Origin of the sequence: Streptomyces jumonjinensis, assembly GCF_009600885.1 — a bacterium.
GTDB lineage: Bacteria > Actinomycetota > Actinomycetes > Streptomycetales > Streptomycetaceae > Streptomyces > Streptomyces jumonjinensis.
Window position 1 is genome coordinate 220,276 of the sequence record NZ_VCLA01000145.1, and the last position, 20,089, is coordinate 240,364.

Here is a 20,089-nt window from a genome sequence, read left to right on the forward strand (position 1 = left end):
GCGCCGACCATACCGATCGCGCCGGCCGCGCCGACCGCACTGTCCGTACCGACCACACCGCCGAGCCACGGCCCGCACACCGGCATCCGTACACCCGACGATGACGATACGGAGGGACCCAGCGATGACAGCGCGGTCCGAGCAACCGGGCCCACGGCCGCACCCCCGCATCCCCCGGGCTACAGGACTGCCCTGGCTCGGCCCCCTGCCGCAGCTGCTGCGCGACGGCTTCGGCTATCTGCTCGAAGCACGCCGGCGATACGGCGACGTCTACCGGCTCGACATCGGCGGACTGCGCACCGTGGTGCTCAACCACCCCCGCCAGCTGCGCCATGTCCACCTCGACCGCGCCGCCGCGTATCACCGACAGGGCCCTCTCTTCGAGCAGATGCGCCGCGTCACCGGCAACGGTCTGGCGGTCAGCCAGGGCGAGATCTGGCGGACCCAGCGACGGCGGGTCCAGCCGCTCTTCCACCATGACCGGCTGGCGGCTGTCCACCGACTGCTGGATACGGCGGCCGACGAGCAGATGCCGCTGTTCGAACGGGCCGCCCGCACCGGAACCCCGGTGGCCCTCGGCCCGCTGCTGGCGCGTACGACCATGAAGATGACCGTGCGGGCGGTCTTCGGCTCGGGCATCCCCGACGCCACCGTCGACCGGATCTGCCCGGACATGGAGTACGCCGTCTCCTACGTCGTCCTGGCGACGCTGATGAGCCCGCTGCCGCGCTGGGCCCCCCGCCCCGGCGACCGGCGGTTCGAGCAGGCGATACAGCGGCTGGACGCCCTGCTCACCCAGGTCGTCGCCGAACGCAGACGGGCCGGGGAGCGGGATCCCGGAGATCTGATCGCGATGCTGACGGCGAGCGAGGACGACGCGGGAGAGCGTATGACCGCCCGTCAGGTCCGCGATGAGACCATGACGCTCTTCCTCGCCGGGTACGAGACCACCGCGCTGGCGCTGACCTGGGCCGCGCACTTCCTCTCCACCCATCCGGCGAGCATGGCCAGAGTCGGTGAGGAGGCGGACCTCGCCGGTGGCGCGGGCGGGGGCGGCGCCTTCGACGCACACCGGCTCCCGTACACCGGGGCGGTGTGGGACGAGACGCTGCGGCTGACCCCGCCGATCTGGTGGAACCCCCGGTGGGCGGTCGAGGACGACGAGATCGACGGATATCCCATCCCGGCCGGGACCGCGGTGACGCCGCTCGCCTTCGTGGCGCAGCGCCACCCCGAGGTGTGGGAGCGACCGCACCGCTTCGATCCGGACCGGGTCGCCGCCGCGCGCGGGATACGCCGCCGCCCCCAGGGGGAGTGGATGCCGTTCGGGCTGGGGCGCGACCACTGCGTAGGCCGTGAGCTGGCGAATCTGGAGGCACGGATCGTGCTGTCGAAGCTGGCGCAGCGCTTCCGGCTGGTCGCGGACCCCGCGCACCGGGTGCGGCCGGTGCCGCTGGGCACCCTGCGCCCCCGGCACGGGATACGCGTCCGGCTGGAGCCCCGCCGATGAGACCGTCAGGGACCTGGAGTCGGAGCCGGACCTGGAGCCGGACCTGGACCCGGAGTCGGAGTCGGGATCGGGTCCGGCGCGCGGAGGCCGCGGGGTGACCGGGCGTACCGCCGCCACCCTGGCCGGTCGGCTCGCCGCGATCGCCCCCCACCTGCCGGACGCGCTGCTGCCCCGCCCGGCATACCAGGCCGCCCGCACCGCCGCCGGGCTGCTCCCCGAGGCGGCGAGCCGGTTCTTCGGCCTGGAGTGCGGGCTGGGGGCGGGTGCGGAGCGGCTGGGCTTTCTGGCCTGCGTCTCCCGGGGGGAGGGCGCGGCACTGGCACGGACCCCCATTCCGCCCGCACTGGACGACGCGGGTGCGCGGACCTGGGCGGCGCTGCGGCGGTTCGCGGCGGAGTGGGACCGTCCGGGCTCGCCGCACCACCGGTCCGTGCTCAACCTGTGGCTGGAGTTCGATCTCGAAGGCGCCGCCGTCTGCCGGACGCCCAGCGCCTTCCTCGGGGCACGCGGCGTCCTGGGGGCGGACCAGAAGCCGGCGGCACATCTGCTGGCCGGGCGGCTGGAGGAGCTCACCCGCTCGCGCCTCGCCCCCGGCACCCGCGCCTGTCTCGCCCGGTGTCTGGCCCCGCTGCCAGCCGGCGCCGGGATCTTCCAGGCCGGTCTGATGAGCTCCCGTACGCCCTCGGCGCTGCGGATCTGTGTGACCGGGCTCCGTCACCAGGACATCGTCCCCTATGCGCGTGCGGCGGGCTGGCCCGGCGACTCCGCGCGGGCCGGACGGCTGGTGGCCGGGGCCGGCGCGGCCACCGACCGGATCGACGTGGATCTCGATCTGACCGAGGAGGTGGGGCCCACACTGGGGCTGGAGCTGTCGTTCGTCCCCAAGAGACGGCCCGGGCGCGAGCCGCGGTGGGCGCGTCTGGTCGACGAGCTGGTGCGTACGGGCCTGTCCACCCGGCCCGCGGGCGACGCGCTCCTCGGCTTCGCCGGGCACGACAGGATCGAGCCGTCGCCGGCCGCCGGGCCCGGCGGCCGGATCGAGGTCCTCGCCCGGGGGCTGAACCATCTCAAGCTCACGCTCCGCCCGGACGGCGGCTGTTCGGCGAAAGCGTATCTGTCGGTACGTCATCTCTCCTGGCCCGCCGACCGGGTGACGGGATGACGGCGCACCGCGCCGCGGCGCTCGACGAGGGCCGGATCCTCGATGCGGTCGTCGTCGGCGCGGGGCTGGCGGGCCTGCGCGCGGCCCACGCGCTCCGCGACCTGGATGTGGCGGTCCTCGAACGGGAGGACCGCCCGGGCGGCCGGGTCCTGACCGAGCACCACGGCGGATACGTCTTCGACCTCGGCGCCGTCCTGCCGTACCGGGCCGCCGACGCGCCGTCCGGTTTCACCCCCGGCCCCGTCCGGCCGGGGTTCTCCCGGCTCGCGCTGGTCCTCGCCGGCCGTCCGCACCTCGGGGCCGACCCACGGCGGTGTCTGAGCGCCTGCGGCCAGGAGAAGCCGTCGCCGCCCGTCCTCGAAGCGCTCTTCCAGCGGATCCATGTGGGGTCGCCGGCCGCGTACCTGCCCTGCCGGACCCGGGACGCCTTCCTCCCGTACTCCACCGGATTCCGCCGGGCGGGCAACGGGGAACTGGTACGGGCGCAGCTGCACGGCGCGGCGCGGACGCCGATCGTGTACGGCGCCGCCGCCGAGCGGGTGGACCGACGCGGCGGCCTCGTCCGCGTCCACTGCCGTGACGCCGCCGGAGTACCGCGGACGGTGCGCGCCAGGGCCGCGGTGGTGGCCACCACCGGCCTGACGGCACGCGACCTCCTGGCGCGGGCCGCGCCGACCGAGGTCTCCCGCGCCTTCCTCGCCTCGCTGCGCTACGGGCCGGCGACCGTCTGCGCGCTCGCCGTCCGCGCCCGGCCCCGGCTGCCCTGGGCATACGCCGTCACCCCCGAGCTGCCTGCCACGATGGTGCTCCAGCGGGACATGGGGCCCGGGGCGGGAACCGTGTTCCAGGCGTACTTCATGGCGCACAAGTCGGCCCCGGCCGCCGCCCTGGACGATGACGAGCTCCGCGACCGCACCGCCGGTCTGCTGCGCGGCCTCGGCCTCTGGGACGGCGACGGCGATGGCGACGGCGACGGCGTTCTCGCCCACGGCGTCCGGCGCTGGCCCGCCGCCGGGGTCATCATCGCGCCGGAGAGCTACCGGTCATGGAATCCCGCCGTCCGCCGTCCGCTGCCCGGGGTCTTCCTCGCCGGTGACTACGTCGACGTACGGTCCGGCTGTCCGCTTCCGTACGGGATGACCGCCGCGATCGCCTCCGGACGGGAGGCGGCGGCCGACGTTCGCGCGTACCTCCACGCCTCCCCTCTCCCCGATCTCCCCGACAGGAGCCCCCGTGTCTGACGCCGAACCGCTGACCGAGGCGAGCGTCTACGAGATAGGCGGCGAACGGCCCCGGCTGGTCAGAACGCGTGCCGAGGGAACGGTGGCGTTCTACGGACTCGTCCTCCAGTCGCGGCCGGACGACGGCGCCCTCGCGTCCGCACTGCTGGACCGTGCGGTGGACTCGCTCTGGGAGTACGACCGAGGGTACGGGGTGACCCCGGAGGACAGCTGTCTGGTGCTGGACGGGCTGCTGGCGGCGGGTGTGCCCGCGCGGCGGCTGCGGGCGAGCGCCGCGCGTCTGGTGGATCTCTTCTACGATCCCGGGGCCGGGGCCTTCCGCAGTCTGTCGGAGCACCGGCACGGCCGGCCGTCCCTGGCCCGGGGCCGGGCGGCGTACTGGGAGGGGCCCGGCCTCGACGCCACCGCGCAGGCCGGCTGGGCGCTCCAGCGCATCGCGGCGGACGCCTATCCCCGGCAGATCGCGGCCTGCCGGGCGGCGGTCGCCGCCCGGCAGCGGGAGAACGGGAGCTGGCTCAGCCGCTGGTATCCGTCGCCGTACGTCGCCACGTACTACTGCGCCAGGCTGCTGTCCGGACCGGCGGGCGCGTATGAGCATGAGCTGAAGCGGGCGGCCGACTGGATCGGGGCGGAGCAGCGCGCGGACGGCTCCTGGGAGGGCGGCGTCATCTCCACGGCGGCGGCCGTGCTCTCCCTCGCGCTGCTGGGGCGCGATCCGCGGCGGCGGGAGCGGGGGCTCCATTGGCTGCTCCGCCGCGACGAGGGAGGAGGGCGCTGGCGGGGTGAGCCGGTGCTCTACTTCTGGTTCGACTTCCCGGACGGCCGGCGGCTGTTCCACCACAGCCAGGACCGGGGGCGGATCACCACGGCCTGGGCCGGGCTGGCCCTGGCCACGCGGGGGTGAGGCGCCCTTCGGCGCGCGGAGGGGAGGGCTGTCCTGCCGACGGGGTCGGAAGGGCTTGGTGGGCGGGTACTCGCCGTCGAGGGTGAACGCCGACGGCTTCGTCGACAAGGGCAAGCGGGGGTCGTCGTGCTGCGATCCACCAGCCTCGCCCTGGACGACCGCGACGTCCGTGTCAATCAGCTCGTCAACGACGCCTTGTGCGGGAAGAAGCAGAAGAACTGTCCTGTATTGCCCTGGCGCGTTCCGCGAGAACCTCGACGGCCCGGTCGATCTCGGCCTCGGTGTTGTAGTAGTGCGGCGAGAGCCGTACCAGCGGGTGGACGCCCCGGTCCTCGGTGTCGAACTGGGTCTGCACCGGGTCGGTGATGCTGACGTTGACGCCGTGCCCGGCGAGGGCGGTCGCGACAGCGGCCGTGGCCATGTCGTCGACCGTGCAGGTGACGATCGCGCACCGCTGCCGGCCGAGGTCGTACGTGGTGATGCCGGGCACGGCGTCCAGCCGGTCGCGCAGACAGGCGCCGAGGGCGAGGGTGCGCCGGCCGATCTCGTCCATGCCGAGGTCCAGGGCTTGCTGGACGGCGGCGCTCAGCCCCAGCACGTTGGCGTAGCAGACCTCCCATGTCTCGAAACGCCGCGCGCCGTCGTGCCAGGTGAAGCCGCGCCTGCCGTCCCAGGTGGCAGCGGCGATCTCGGCCACATGCGGCTCCAGGTAGGCGAGTGCCTCGGGGCGTACCCAGAGGAAGCCCGTGCCGCGCGGGCCGCGCAGGAACTTGCGGCCGGTGGCGGTGAGCATGTCGCAGCCGAGTTCGGCGACGTCCACGGGGAACTGGCCGACGGACTGGGTGGCGTCGAGGAGGAAGGGAACGCCGGCGGCGCGGGTGACGCGTCCGATCTCGGCGGCCGGGTTGACCAGGCCGCCGCTGGTGGGGACGTGGGCGATGCCCACCAGCCTGGTGCGGTCGTCGATCAGGTTCGCCAGGGCGGTGGTGTCGAGCTGGCCGGACTCGTCGTTGGGGACGACGACGACCTCGGCTCCGGTGCGCTGAGCCGTCTGAAGGTAGGCGAGGACGCTGCTGCCGTACTCGGCCCGGCCGGTGAGGATGCGATCGCCCGGCTTGAACGTCATGGAGTAGAACGCGGCGTTCCAGGCGTGGGTGGAGTTGTCGAACAGCGCGATCTCGTCCGCCTGACCGCCCACCAGCCGGGCGATGTGCCCGTAGGCGGCGTCGATGCGGTCCCGTTCCTGGTCGGCGGCCTCGTAGCCGCCGATCGCGGCCTCCAGCTCCAGGTGGGAGGTCACGGCCTTGAGCGTCTGCCGTGACAGCAGGCCCGCGCCCGCGTTGTTGAGGTGAATCCGGTTCGCGGTGCCCGGCGTGTCCTGGCGGAGCGCTTCGATATCCATGGTCTTTATCTCCCACTTGTGCGGTGCTGCTCTGCCTTCACGGTCCCAAAGCGAGTCCCTTCAGTAAAGTGAATGTTTATGGAGGAGACAGGTCACGGAAACTGATGAATGGAGTGAGGGGCGTGTACAACCTGCGTCGCCTGGAGGTCCTGCGGGAGCTGAAGTACCGCGGCACGCTGGCCGCTGTCGCCTCGGCCATGTCCTACAGCCCCTCGGCCGTCTCCCAGCAGCTGTCGCTGCTGGAGTCCGAGGTCGGCGCACCGCTGCTGGAGCGGGAAGGCCGAGGGGTCCGGCTGACTCCGCAGGCTGAGATCCTCGTCGCCCGCACGGAGAAGGCGCTGCGGGAGCTGGAACGCGCCGAGGCGGAGATCGCGGCCTCGCTGTATGAGGTATCCGGGACGATCAGGGTGGCGGCCTTCCAGACCGCGATGCTCGCACTGATGCCCACCGCGTTGACCTGGCTGAGGGAGAACCATGCCCGGATCAGGGTGGAGGCCACGCAGGCCGAGCCCGACACCTCGCTGCCCGGTCTGCTCACCCGGGACTTCGACCTTGTGATCGCCGAGACGTTCCCCGGGCACGTACGGCCGGTCCGCGCCTCCGAGTTCGAGCACCATCTGCTGTGCGAGGACGCCATGCGGCTGGCGACCCCCGCACCTGTGGGGTCGCTCGCCGATCTGGCCGAGCGCCCCTGGGTGATGGAACCCGCCGGCACACCCGCCCGGGCATGGGCGACGGCCATCTGTCACGCCGCCGACTTCGAGCCGGACGTCGCCTATGTGTCCGCGGACATGCTGGTCCACGCACGGCTGGTCGAGCAGGGCCACGCGGTGGCCTTCCTGCCCGACATGCTGTGGTTCGACCGCGCCCCCGGCCTCCTCCTCGACCGCGCCCCCGGCCCTCTCCTCGACGGCTCCGCCGGCCACACCCGTACCGTGCTCGCGACCATACGCGCCGGAGCCGGTGAGCACCCCCTGATCCAGACCTTCCTCACCGCGATCCGCCACGCGATCGGCGAACTGCCCGCCCGCACCGGGTATCCGCCGCATCGGCGGCGCAGGCACCACTGACGGGATGTGAACAGACCGACGCGGTCGCGGAGTCGGAGACGACCGGTCAGGCATTCGAGATCACCCCGTGGCGGGTTTCCGGCGTATCCGGGGCATGCCCCCTGAACGTCCCGCGGTGCTCCGGGCGTGCCACAGTGCAGAGCGCGCAGTCCACCGCATTTCGAGGAAGATCTGAGGATTTCTGATGCGTATCGGATTCGCTGTTCCCCAGTTCGGTGTCTTCGCCGATCCGGATCTCGTCCCCGACCTCAGCCGGGCCCTGGAGGACATGGCTACGACAGCCTCTGGGTCGGCGACCGGATCCTCGGGCCGCTCGCACCCAGCGACCCCTATCCGGGCCGGGTGACGGCTCGTCCCGGACCGCCGTCACGCGGCGGCGGTCCGCCCCGCTCACTGCGCCGGAGGGTCCCGCCCGCCGTCTGGCATAAGGAGAATGACGCACAGCCCCGTACGGAATCCGGCGTCCTGGTGCGGGGCGCCGCCGCCCGTCGACCGCCTGGTCGGGGCGCCGCTGCCGCCGGACCGGCTCAACCAGCTGATGGAGCGCGCGGTCGACACACCGCGCGCTCCCGCGATCGCGGCCCCGTGGCATCCGGCCCAGGCACCGGTGGTCACGGTGTCAGCCCCGGGGCGCCGGGGGTATGACCGCTGTTCGCCCTGTCGGCGTACACGCTGGTGCGCTGTCGGCGCCACCTGCCCTGGCCCGGCCCGACGCCGCCGTGTCCCTCCCGCCGCGTCCTTGGACGTGGGAGCGGTACGCGCCGGAGTATCACGGCGAGATGCGGCGGCGGCCCCGCAGCGGATGGGCCGCCCGAAGGGCGCCTCGCTATCCCCGGGGTGGATCGGAGAAATCCAACCAAGCGATGGGCGGGCTGAATTGTGAGGGACTGGTGACCGTGTTTGCGTGGTGAATGCTTTTCACGTATGGCAGTATCGAGCAGAGTACGGTGGCCAGGCCGGGCGGTTTTGGCCTGGACCCATCCTCTCCGGGAGAAGGATCACCTGTCAGGGCACGGGGGAAACTGACTCATGGAATTGATGGAACGGAACGCGGAAATATCGATCTTGAACGGCATGCTCGACGCCTGCATGGCGGGGCGTGGTGGAGTGGCCTTGATCAGTGGCCCGGCGGCGAGTGGGAAGACCGCGCTGTTACGGGCGTTCGGGACTCGTGTGGTCGCCGCAGGGGCACTGTTTCTGCAGGCCACAGGCTCAGGAGCCGAGCGTGATCTGCCACTTGGGGTGATGGAGCAGCTGCTGCTGGGTGCGGATCTGCCGGGTGCGGACGTCGAACTGGCGGCCGGTCTACAGGACCCTGAGGCCGCGGCCACGCCGGTACGACGGGACGAGGGCGCGCTGCCCGCGGCAGTGGCGAATGTACTCGCCGGACTCTGCGGGATTCTCCTCGCAAAGGCCAGGGAAAAGCCGATGGTGCTGTGCATCGACGAGGTGCAGCATGTCGATGCCTATTCGCTGGAATGCGTACTGTATTTAGCACGCCGAATCGAGGCCGGTCGCATTCTGGTGGTGCTCGGCGAAAGCAGTAGCTTTCTGTCCGAGAATCCCCGCTTTCGGGTCGAGTTGCTCCGGCTGCCGGGCTGTCGCCACATGAGGCTCGGCCTTCTCTCGCGCCGCGGCGTGACCGAGATGATCACCGCCCGCCGGTCGGGGCGGCGGGCGCGCTCGCTCGCCCCGGACCTCCACCGGCTGAGCGGCGGGAACCCGCTGCTGATGTGCGCGCTGCTGGAGGACTGCCGGGCCGGCCGCGCCACAGCCGGGGCCGGGCCCGCGACCGGGCCGGACGGAACGGCCGAGCCGGATGAAACCGATGGGCGGCCGGTGCCGGGGCCCGCCTTCGAACAGGCCGTCACCACCTGCCTGTACCGCGGCGATGTCGCGATCCGGCACACGGCGTGGGCGCTGGCGGTACTCGGCCCGCACGCATCGCGCGCGGCACTCGCGGCCGTACTCGAAACCACCGCCGAGGAGGCCCACCGGAGCCTGCACGCCCTGAACGAGACGGGGCTGCTCAGCGCCGACCGGTTCCGCCACGAGGCCGGGCGCACCGCGGTGCTGCGGAGCATGGACCCGGCGTACCGCACCCGGCTCGAAGCCCGGGTCGCCCGAGTGCTGCACGAACACGGCGAGCCGGCGACCGTGCTGGTGCGGCATCTGATCGCGGCGGATCCCATTGACGCTCCCTGGACGCTGCCCACCCTGCTGGAGGCCGCCGAACGGGCGCTGGCCGACGACGAGGTGGCTCTGGCCCTCGACTGTCTGCGCGCCGCCCGTGACAGCTGCCCCGACGAGCGCCAGGCCCTGTCGATCAGGGTGGCGCTCATCCAGGCGGGCTGGCGGGTCAATCCGGCAGCGGGGTACGGGCATCTGCCCGAGCTCACCGCCGCCGCACGCGCGGGGCGTCTCGGCATGCGTGACACCAGGACGCTGATCGGACATCTCCTGTGGTTCGGCCAGGTGGACCAGGCCCTCGCCGTACTCGACGCCGCGGCGGGACCCGGTGCCGGGGAACCCGGACCGGAATCGCTCCGTGGGCCGGTGACGCGTGCCGGCAAGCCCCACGGGCCCCGGAAGCCCCAGCGGTTCGACTCCGTACGGCAGAGCACGCCCCTCGGCCTTGCGGGGCCGCCCGGCGTCATCGACGCCCTGAGACGGCTCCTCCCCGCCGCCCGCGGCACCGAACAGGGGGCGCTGGCCCTGCTGGCCACGGTCCTGGACCCGACGGGGAACGACGACGGTGACAGCGGCGGCGAGAGTGTTGTGGTCCGGGCGGAGCGGGCTCTCCAGGGAGCCCGGCTGGACGACCGCTCGCTCACGGAGATTCTGGCCGCACTGTCCTCCCTCGTCCTCACCGACGAACTGGACAAGGCCGCCTTCTGGTGCGATGCCCTCCGCCAGGAGGCCGCGGAGCGCCATGCCCCCATGTGGCAGTCGCTGTTCGCGCTGCTCAAGGCGCTGGTCGAGTTCAGACGGGGGGCGCTGGCCGCGGCGGCGGACTCCGCCCGTGCCGCGCTCACCCTCATCGCTCCCGAAGGATGGGGAGTGGCCGTCGCCTCCCCGGTCGCCGCTCTGCTCCGCGCCGAGACCGCGCTGGGGCGACTCGACCATGCCGCCGCCCAGCTCAGCGTCCCGATCCCGGACGCGGCCCGCCATACCTCCGGGGGACCGCTCTATCTCTGGGCGCGTGGCCACCATCACCTCGCCGCCGGCCGCCCGCACGCCGCGCTCGACGACTTCCTGGTGTGCGGGGAGCTGACGGCCGCGTGCGGTCTCGACCTGCCCGAGTTCATCCCCTGGCGGAGCGACGCCGCCCGGGTCTGTCTGTCGCTGGGCGACGAGCGCCGCGCCCGGAGTCTGGCGGAGGAGCAGCTGACCCGGCTCCGCGCCGGCGGTTCCTGGGCGCGCGGCGTCACGCTGCGCGTGCTCGCGGCCACGGCCGAGCCCCAGGACCGGCCGAGGCTCCTCGGCGAGGCCATGGAGATCCACGGGGAGCGCGGTCACCGGTTCGAACTGGCCCGGGCGACCGAAGAACTGGCCCGCGCCCACCACGAACTCGGCGACGGCAGCCGGGCCCGGAGACTGGCACGCACGGCACAGCGGCTGATGAGGGAGTGCGGGATCGAGCCGTCGGCCCACGATGTGCCCCCACCGGTCCATGAGACCTCCTCAGCCGATACGGACACGGATACGGATACGGGTACGGACACGGACACGGACGCGTACGCCGATATCGGCGTCGGCACCGGCACGGCCGAGGAGGGGACCAGGCAGCGCTCCGCGTCCGAACGGCCCTGGCCGCTGTCCGGCACCCGCCCCCACGTGATCGATGAACTCAGCGACGCGGAACTGCGCGTGGCCACGCTCGCCGCCCGGGGGCACACCAACCGGCAGATCGCCGCCAAGCTGTTCATCACGGTCAGCACCGTCGAGCAGCATCTGACCCGGGTGTACCGCAAGCTCGACGTCCGGCGCCGTACGGACCTGGCGCCCATGTACGGGCTCGGCGCCAGGGGTCCGCAGGGGCCCGCAGGGAGCCGCGGCGGAACCGCCCGGGGCCACCTCCGCGCGGGATAGGCGGGACAGGCGGCCTCGCGAGCAGGACCCTTCCCCGTCCTCCCGGAGGGCGGGGAAGCGTGGGTCCGCCGGGCCGTTGTGCCGTCGCCGGCTGAAGCCGTCCATGTCAGCGGTGTCCCTGGTGCGGAGCGATGTCGGAGTGGACATTGGACATCGCACGGTAGGGGCCGGATGGTCACACCACGGTCCGCGTCACACCGGCGTCCATGACCATCCCGTGACCTCGGTCCGGGCACGGTGCTGTGGTGTGACCGGGCTCCGCCGGCCGGTCGCCGCACTCCGTCACCGGCCCGCCCCGCTCGCGTGACTCCCCTTCGACGGACGACCCGTGACCCGGCGGACGGAGAGACCGTCAGGGGACGGCGAATAGGGGTCGCTAAGGGTGCCTCATCACGCGTGATGCCGTTGATAGGGGTACCTGTCGATAAAATGCGTTGTTAGGGTTGGTGCTCGGTCGGCGGTTGTTATTTATTTTCTGCATCGTGGTGTCGTGGGGTCAGGTGCGGAAAGTTCATAACACCGGCACAGGGCAGACTTCTGAAATTCGACGAGATACGCGGCTTCGGCCTCATGCCGGGCGCACTCAGGACGGTACGGAACCGTATCGCCGGTGAGCCGGCCGTTGAGGCGGGGTGTGCGACGCGGTCTCGCGAGTCGATTTCGAAGGCGGGACATCGAGCTCCTGCTGGCGACCGCACCGGGCCCGACCGGCGGCCGGACGGTGCGGATGAGCCAGTGCGTGCTGGAGTCCGCGCCGAGAAGCGGGGATGGGTGGACATCCGGCCGAGCGGGTGTGGAGCGGCCTTCCAGTGGCCGCGGATCGCTGGGCGGGGTCCGGCGGCACGGTATGAGCCGTACCGTGCGCCGGCCAACGTCATGGGGCATGCCCGCGCACCGGTCACATCACTGACGCAGGGGGAACTGGAATTGCAACTCGGGTATGCACAAATTGATCAGAACCTGGTAGTCGAAGTCGAGATCAATTCTCTTTCGACGGCCGACTCGCCACGTATCTCCGGGTCCGACCCGGACCATGTGGAGTCACTCGCAGCGGCCCAGGCGCCGCTGCCGCCCATCATCGTGCACCGTCCGACGATGCGTGTCATCGACGGTCTGCACAGATTGCGGGCAGCGGAAATCCGAGGGCTGGACAAAGTCGCGGTCCGATTCTTCGACGGCAACGAGGCCGAAGCCTTTGTGCTCGCCGTGGAGTCGAACATCACGCACGGCCTGCCGCTGACGCTGGCGGAGCGGAAGCACGCCGCCCGACGCATCATCGACTCCCACCCGCAGTGGTCGGACCGGATGATCGCCTCGGTCGCCGGCATCGCCCATGGGACCGTCGCGGAGATCCGCAGGCGCGCTCCGGGCGGGCCGGCCGCCGAGGTCAGCAGGACCGGTCAGGACGGCCGGGTCCGCCCTATCAACATCGCCGTCGAAGGACGCAGGCTGGCCAGCGAGCTCATCAGCGAGAACCCCGGCCTCTCGCTGCGGCAGATAGCCCGCGCGGCAGCGATATCCCCGGAGACGGCGCGCGACGTCAGAAACCGCCTGCGCCGGGGTGAGGACCCGTTGCCGAAGCCACGCTCCAGGAAACGGACCGAGCATGCGAACGGACCCGCGGAGCGGCCGAACGGCTCTGCCGCGGAAGAGGCGGGAACGCTGCTCGACCGGGCGACGGTGCGGCACCGCGCCGAGATCATGGCACGACTCAAAGCCGATCCGGCGCTGCGGTTCAGCAACACCGGGCGCACCCTGCTGCGACTGCTCACCATCCACACGATCAGCGCGAAGGGCTGGGAGGAGATCATCGACAATGTGCCACCGCACGTGCGAGCCACCGTCGCCCGGCTCGCCCGCGAATGCGGGGGAGTGTGGACGGAGTTCGCCCTGAGGCTGGAACGCAAGGTCGCCGAGAGCGCGTAGAGGAAAGACACGGCGCCGCCGGTCGGCTCCCCCTGCCGCCCGGCGGCGCCTGGCCCTTCCGAAGCGAACGACGGTGACATCCTCCGCCTGAACCGGACCGTGCCCATCGCGTCCATGCCCGACCAAGTGGTTTGCTCGTCCAGTTGGACGTCCTTATAAAAGCCGCGCCCACAAGAATCCGAGCACCTGGCAAACAGCCCGCCGGGGCGAATTCCGTCCCGTACGACACCTCGCCTGGACGGCCTTGTCGGCCCTGATACGCCCGGCTAGCGTGACACCGTCCTGCCCGCGAAAACCATTGGAGTGAAGATGTCGAACCCATTCGACGACGAAAACGGATCCTTCCTGGTGCTCGTCAACCACGAGAACCAGCATTCGCTCTGGCCCGCCTTCGCCGAGGTCGCGGCCGGCTGGAAGGTCGTGTTCGGAGAGGACACACGTAAAGCCTGCCTGGAGTACATCGAGGAGCACTGGACGGACATGCGCCCCAAGAGCCTCATCGAGGAGATGGATAAGTACGAAGCCATCAGTTAGACCCGTCCCGCCCGGCAACGACAAGGAAACAGGAGGATTTCGTGGCCATAATCAGCGGCCCGGGACCAGTGTTAATGCGCGGGGCGGGGCCGGATGAGTCGATGACCAGGCAGCAGATAAAGCCCGGCACGGCGAAGCGAATCCTCCCCTACACCAGACCGTACCGACGCAACATCATTCTTCTCCTGGTCGCCACCACGCTGAACGTCGGCAATGTGGTGGCCACGCCCTTCCTGTTCAAGTACCTCATCGACAGCGGCATCGCCGTCGGCGACACCTCGGTGGTCGTGTGGGTCGCCGTGGCGGTCGCCGGACTGGCCCTGCTGAGCACCTTTCTGGGGTTCGCGGAGGCATGGCACTCCGGCCGCATCAGCGAGGGACTCATCTACGACGTGCGGACCCGGATCTTCGACCATGTGCAGCGCCAGCCGCTCGCGTTCTTCACCCGTGCGCAGACCGGGTCCCTCGTCAGCAGGCTGAACACCGACGTCGTCGGCGCGCAACAGGCGCTGACCTCCCTGCTGTCCACCGTGGTGTCCGCCGGGCTCACCCTGATACTGGTACTGGCCGCGATGTTCTATCTGTCCTGGACAGTCACCCTGATATCCGTGGTGGTGATCCCGCTCTTCATCCTGCCGGGCCGGATCGTCGGCAAACGGCTACAGCGGATCATGCGGGAACACATGCAGGTGAACGCCGAGATCGGCTCGTTCATGAACGAGCGGTTCAATGTCACCGGGGCGCTGCTCGCCAAGCTCTACGGCCGCCCGGCGACGGAGACGGGCACGTTCTCCCGGCTGGCGGGCAAGGGACGTGACCTCGGCATCCTGACCTCCGTCTACGGGAAGTCGCTCTTCCTCACGATGACGCTCGTGGGCTCCCTGGCCATCGCGCTGGTGTACGGCCTCGGCGGCGGCCTCGTCATCGAGGGCGCCTTCCAGATCGGCACCCTGGTGGCGCTCGCCACGCTGCTCACCCGCCTGACGGGGCCGATCAACCAGCTCTCCAGCGCCCACACGAGTGTGCTGACCGCACTCGTCAGCTTCGACCGACTGTTCGAGATTCTCGATCTCAAGCCGCTGATCTCGGAGAAGCCCGACGCGGCGCCCCTTCCGAGCGCCGCGGACGGGAGAGGGGCGGCGCCCGGGATCGAGTTCGCGGGAGTGTCGTTCCGCTATCCGGCAGCCGCTGAGGTCTCGCTCGCCTCGCTGGAATCGATCGCCCTGCCCATGCCGGAGCGTGCCCAGAACACCTGGACCCTGCGGGATCTGAGCTTCACCGTGCCCGCCGGGAAGCTGACCGCGCTGGTCGGCCCGTCCGGCGCGGGCAAGACGACCATCACCCATCTGGTGCCACGGCTCTACGACCCGGTAGAGGGCGTCATCAGAATCGACGGCCGCGACCTTCGCGACGTGACGCTGGCATCGCTGAACGACACCGTCGGCATGGTCACCCAGGACGCCCATCTCTTCCATGCGACCATCCGCGACAATCTCACCTACGCACGGCCCGGCGCCACCGAGCGGGAACTGATCGACGCCTGCAGAGCGGCCCAGATCTGGGACCTGATCGAATCACTGCCCGACGGCTTCGACACCGTGGTCGGTGACCGCGGCTACCGGATGTCCGGCGGCGAGAAACAGCGCCTCGCCATGGCGCGGCTGCTCCTCAAGGCCCCGCCGATCGTCGTTCTGGACGAGGCGACGGCGCACCTCGACTCGGAATCCGAGGCCGCCCTCCAACAGGCCCTGAAGACCGCGCTGAAGGGGCGGACCTCGCTGGTGATCGCCCACCGGCTGTCCACCATCCGGGAGGCCGACCAGATCCTCGTCATCGACAAGGGCCGCGTCCAGGAACGCGGAACCCACGAGGAGCTGCTGCGACAGGACGGACTCTACGCGGAGTTGTACCGCACACAGTTCTCCCGCCGGCCGTCCGGGAACGGCGGCGCTCCGGAACCCGGTCCGGAGCCGGCCGCAGGGCTCCATGGCCCCGGCCCGGTTCTGACCGGAGGCCCGGGCGGTCCCTTCCCCGGCGGCGGCCCGGGCGGCCCGGGCATCTTCCTCGGTCCCGGTCCCGGTCCCGGCCCTGGTGGTCTCACCTCCGGTCCCGGCCCTGGTCCCGGTGGTCCCGGCCCCGGCGGTCCGCCGCCGCCGAGACACGGGTGACCCCGGAACCCATACGTACGTGCAGAGAGCCCGTACACCCGAGGCCCTTACGGATCCGGATGGGCGGCATCCGCGGCACCGATCCGGTTCTGCCCAGGGCCCTGAGAATCCACGACCGACGCCGGTAGACTGGGGCCGTACGAGCCTCACACAGGGCCGTGGCGGGCTGTGACCAGCAAGTGACCCCGACGAGGGCATTCTGGTCGACGCGATCCGAATCTGTCGCCCGCTCATGCCGGCCGCAGTACGCCATGTTGGGGGTGAGCGGTGAGGGTACTGGTGGTCGAAGACCACGCCGAGTTGGCGGATTCCGTGGTCAGGGTGTTGCGCAGAGAAGGCATGGCGGTCGATGTCGTCTACGACGGCGAGGGCGCGCTGGAGCGCACCGCGGTGGTGGATTACGACGTGGTCGTCCTCGACCGCGACCTCCCCGGAGTCCACGGCGACGAAGTCTGCGGAGCGCTGGTGGCCGAGCCGATCCACGCCCGGGTGCTGATGCTGACGGCGTCGGGGACGATCTCCGACCGGGTGGAGGGGCTCAGCATCGGCGCGGACGACTATCTGCCGAAGCCCTTCGCGTACGCCGAGCTGGTGGCGCGCATCCGCGCGGTCGCCCGCCGCTCCCACCGGGCGGTGCCACCGGTCCTGGAACACGCCGATCTGAGGCTGGACCCGGCACGGCGGATCGCCACCCGGGCCGGGGAGCGGCTGGCGCTCACCCCCAAGGAGTTCGGGGTGCTGGAGTATCTGATGGCGGCCCAGGGCCGAGTGGTGTCCGCCGAAGAGCTCCTGGAGCGGGTGTGGGACGAGGCGGCCGACCCGTTCACCACGACGGTCAAGGCGACGATCAACCGTCTGCGGTCGAAGCTGGGCTCCCCGCCGGTGATCGAGACCGTCCCCCGCGGCGGATACCGGATCTGATGACGTGATGTGAGATGCCGATGCGCCTGCCCAGCCCGGCCCGTGCGGCCCGATTCTGTCTGCGGTGGCTGTCCCGTCTGATGCCCCGGCGGGTGCGCATGCGGCTCACCCTGCTGTACGGGTCGCTCTTCGTCGCGTTGGGCGCCGTCCTGCTGACGATCACCTATCTGCTGGTGAGCAGCCGTAACAGCAAGGTCATCGTCAGAGGCCCGACAGCCGGACCGACACCGGACAGCGGAGTCCATCTGTCCGCGGGCACCCAGATCCCGAGCGGTACGCCCGGCTTCGCCCAGGAGGAGCAGCGGCGGGCGATGCGCGCTCGCGCGGCCGAAGTACAGGATCTGCTGATGGACTCCGGGACGGCGCTGGCGATCATGTCGGTGATCGCGATCGGACTGGGGTGGGTGGTCGCGGGGCGCGTACTGCGACCGCTGCGCACCATGACCACCACCATTCAGCGGATCTCCGCGCACAATGTGCATGAGCGGCTGGCCATGAAGGGCCCGGGCGATGAGCTGACGGATCTGGCGGACACCGTCGACGGGCTGCTCGGCCGGCTGGAGAAGTCGCTCGATTCCCATAAGCGGTTCGTGGCCAACGCCGCACATGAGCTGCGTACACCGCTGACCGTGGAACACGCGCTGCTGGAGGAGGCGCTGATCGACCGTGACGCCACCGTGGACTCGTTCCGGTCGAATTTCGAGCGGCTGTTGGTGCTCAGCGAGCAGCAGGCGCGGCTCCTGGAGTCGCTGCTCACCCTGTCCAGCAGCGAACGCGGTCTGGACCGCCGGGAGCCCCTGGAGCTGGACGAGCTGGCCGGGCAGCTGGCGCTGGGCTGCCGCCAGGAGGCCGAGCGACGGGGGCTGCGGCTGAAGCGGGCGATCGAGCCGGCGGGCATCTGGGGCGACAGTGCGCTGGTCGAGCGGCTGCTGGCCAACCTCCTGAACAACGCCATGGGGTACAACGCGCCGGATGGCTGGGTGGAGGTCACGACCTGGGCCAAGGGGGGACACGCCGTCGTCCGGGTGGCCAACACGGGCCCCAGGATTCCGGCGGAGCGGGTGAGCCAGTTGCTGGAGCCGTTCCAGCGGCTCGGTCGTACCGCCGGCGACGGACATCACGGTCTGGGACTGTCGATCGTGCGCTCCATCGCCGCCGCCCATGACGCGACCTTGAGCGTGTACGCCCGACCGGAGGGCGGTTTCGTCGTGGAGGTCGCCTTCCCGCTGCGGACGGCGGACCGGTTCACCACGGAGCCATGCCAGCACGAGCAGCTTTCGGGCCCCGCGACAGCCGCGCACGATGCCTCGCCCCTCGGCGGCCTTCGGCTTCGGAGGAAGCGTCAGTCCCGCACGACTGGACGGCGATAGCGCGTTTCGGGTAACGCATACGGCAGACAGTCGCGTCGATTGCGTTGTCGCACTTAGCATGGAAATAGCCATGCGTTTCCATGCTCATGGCCGTGCGTTCACCAATTCGGCCGTTCATCTGAGAACGGCACTCTCTCCAGCCTACTCATCCGATACCCCAGTCAGTGGGTATCGGGGAGCCGCATGAGTAGGGTCCTGATGTGTATCCGTGCGGGTGAAGCCGGTGAAAACAGTCGATGTGGATTGCTCGACTAGGGGGAATAATGAACGGCAAATCTGTGAGCACGCTGCCCCTGTTCGATGCCCAAGAGGGAATCTGGCTGGCGCAACGTTTCGAAGGATCCCGCCGGCTGTACAGCGCCGGCCAGTACATCGACATCCATGGGCCGATTGACACTTCCGTGTTCGAGCGTGCGCTGAGGCAGGCCGTCGCCGAGACGGAGATCCTGCATATGCGATTCGTGGAAGACGGCGACAAGGTGTCGCAGATCGTCGTTCCGGCCTTGGAATGGGATCTGCCGATCATAGATCTCCAGGACCCCCACGGCCTTCGTGCACTCAGCGAACACGGTGCTCTCGGTGCCGAAGGCGACCCGAGGGCGGTCGCCGAAGCCTGGATGCGAGCTGACGCGCGACGGGAGATCGGCACCCAGTCCGGTCGGCTCTTCTCCTATGCGCTCTTCCGGCTGGCGCCCGACCACTACATCTGGTACCAGAGCTATGACCATCTGCTGATGGACGCCTACGGATGCTCGCTGGTGGGGCGGCGTGTGGCAGCGATCTATACGGCGCTTCTGCACGGGCGGCCCTACGCGCCCGCGGGACACGCGTCACTTCACGAGCTGATGGAGCAGGAGTCCGCCTATCGAGCCTCGGAACAGTACGCGCACGACCGGCGGTACTGGCACGAGCACTTCGCGGACCGGCCGGATCTGGCCGGTATCCCCGGTCATGGGTCAGCCGCGGGCGATGAAGCCAATGGAACCGGCGGAGCTGACGGAGCTGACGGAGCTGATGAAAGTGGCGGAACTGGCGGAACTGGCGGAACCGGCGGAATTCTGCGTGAGGCAGGTCATCTGCCCCCCTCCGCGGTAGCGGCCCTGCGTGCTACCGCGGCCCGCGCGCAGGTGAGCTGGCCCAGGATCGTCGTCGCGGCGGCAGCGGCCTTGACGGCCCGCATGACCGGGTCGGACGAGGCGGTCCTGAGCCTCCCGGTCGCCGGACGCATGAGCGACCAGGCGCGACGGACACCCTGCACCATGGCGAACATACTGCCGTTCCGACTGCCGGTGACCGCTGGCATGACCTTTCTGGATCTGGCTCAGGATGCGGGGCGAGAGATTGAGAGCCTGCTCGATCACCAGGGTTTTCGAGGGGAGCGGCTGCGCCGCGAGCTCAACTGGCCGAGCGGTGACCGATGGCATTTCGGCCCCTCGGTGAATGTCATGCCGATGGCTGGGGGGATTCTCCGGTTCGGAGAGCACCGGGGAATCGTCCGAGACCTGTCGAGTCGGCGCGTCGAGGATTTCGGCGTGATGGTGAGTGGCTGGTCAGCGGACGACGGAATGCGGATATCCCTTGAAGCCAACTCCACGATGTACGACCGTGACTGGATCCAGGCATCCCATCGCTCATTTCTGACTCTCCTGGGCCAAGCTGCGGCGGATCCGCAGCTAAGGCTCAGTGAGTTGGATGTGTTGGCGGGGGTTGAGCGTTCGCGGGTGGTGGAGGGTGGGAGTGGGGCGGCTCGGCCGGTGTCGGCGGGGTCGGTGGTGGAGGCGTTCGAGGG

The 20,089-nt window shown here is 70.6% G+C and carries 13 protein-coding genes; 12 read left to right on the top strand and 1 reads right to left on the bottom strand.

Annotated features, from left to right (window positions below; all coding sequences use genetic code 11):
• Nucleotides 1-124 precede the first annotated feature (124 nt).
• From FF041_RS18405 to FF041_RS18420, 4 genes are all read left to right on the top strand, one after another.
• The gene (locus FF041_RS18405; protein ID WP_194292080.1) at nt 125-1,510 is read left to right on the top strand and encodes a cytochrome P450; all 1,386 of its coding nucleotides are present in this window, start codon (nt 125-127) and stop codon (nt 1,508-1,510) included.
• 94 nt (nt 1,511-1,604) lie between these two features.
• Nucleotides 1,605-2,672 carry a hypothetical protein gene (locus FF041_RS18410; protein WP_153523816.1) on the top strand — a complete coding sequence of 356 codons (1,068 nt, stop codon included), beginning with the start codon at nt 1,605-1,607 and terminating at the stop codon, nt 2,670-2,672.
• Nucleotides 2,669-3,913: an FAD-dependent oxidoreductase gene (locus tag FF041_RS18415; protein WP_153523817.1), complete on the top strand. Its 1,245-nt coding sequence runs from the start codon at nt 2,669-2,671 to the stop codon at nt 3,911-3,913. Before FF041_RS18410 ends, FF041_RS18415 begins: the two co-directional genes overlap by 4 nt.
• Nucleotides 3,906-4,817, top strand: a complete 912-nt coding sequence (locus FF041_RS18420) for a hypothetical protein (RefSeq protein ID WP_153523818.1) — start codon at nt 3,906-3,908, stop codon at nt 4,815-4,817. Before FF041_RS18415 ends, FF041_RS18420 begins: the two co-directional genes overlap by 8 nt.
• A 184-nt stretch (nt 4,818-5,001) precedes the next feature.
• On the opposite strand, the gene FF041_RS18425 is transcribed toward FF041_RS18420, so the two are convergent.
• A complete protein-coding gene (locus FF041_RS18425; protein WP_153523819.1) occupies nt 5,002-6,219 on the bottom strand; it encodes an aminotransferase class V-fold PLP-dependent enzyme in 1,218 nt (405 codons plus the stop codon).
• Between the two features lie 122 nt (nt 6,220-6,341).
• Here FF041_RS18425 and FF041_RS18430 point away from each other — a divergent pair, with 122 nt between their 5' ends.
• The 8 genes from FF041_RS18430 to FF041_RS18465 form a co-directional block, all read left to right on the top strand.
• On the top strand, nt 6,342-7,289 hold the full coding sequence (locus FF041_RS18430) for a LysR family transcriptional regulator (RefSeq protein ID WP_323392061.1): 948 nt from the start codon (nt 6,342-6,344) through the stop codon (nt 7,287-7,289).
• Between the two features lie 1,038 nt (nt 7,290-8,327).
• A complete protein-coding gene (locus FF041_RS18435; RefSeq protein ID WP_228388356.1) occupies nt 8,328-11,381 on the top strand; it encodes a helix-turn-helix transcriptional regulator in 3,054 nt (1,017 codons plus the stop codon).
• Nucleotides 11,382-12,476: 1,095 nt separating this feature from the next.
• Entirely contained in the window at nt 12,477-13,307 is an 831-nt protein-coding gene (locus tag FF041_RS18440) for a hypothetical protein (protein WP_456154182.1), read from the top strand.
• Nucleotides 13,308-13,616: 309 nt separating this feature from the next.
• Nucleotides 13,617-13,841, top strand: a complete 225-nt coding sequence (locus tag FF041_RS18445; protein WP_153523823.1) for an MbtH family protein — start codon at nt 13,617-13,619, stop codon at nt 13,839-13,841.
• 101 nt (nt 13,842-13,942) lie between these two features.
• A complete protein-coding gene (locus FF041_RS18450) occupies nt 13,943-16,009 on the top strand; it encodes an ABC transporter ATP-binding protein (protein WP_228388318.1) in 2,067 nt (688 codons plus the stop codon).
• Nucleotides 16,010-16,276: 267 nt separating this feature from the next.
• Nucleotides 16,277-16,930, top strand: a complete 654-nt coding sequence (locus FF041_RS18455; protein ID WP_323392063.1) for a response regulator transcription factor — start codon at nt 16,277-16,279, stop codon at nt 16,928-16,930.
• Between the two features lie 20 nt (nt 16,931-16,950).
• Entirely contained in the window at nt 16,951-18,300 is a 1,350-nt protein-coding gene (locus FF041_RS18460) for a HAMP domain-containing sensor histidine kinase (protein ID WP_228388319.1), read from the top strand.
• A 278-nt stretch (nt 18,301-18,578) separates the two neighbouring features.
• Nucleotides 18,579-20,089: condensation domain-containing protein (locus FF041_RS18465; protein ID WP_323392065.1), on the top strand; the 1,511-nt coding region annotated here is incomplete at its 3' end.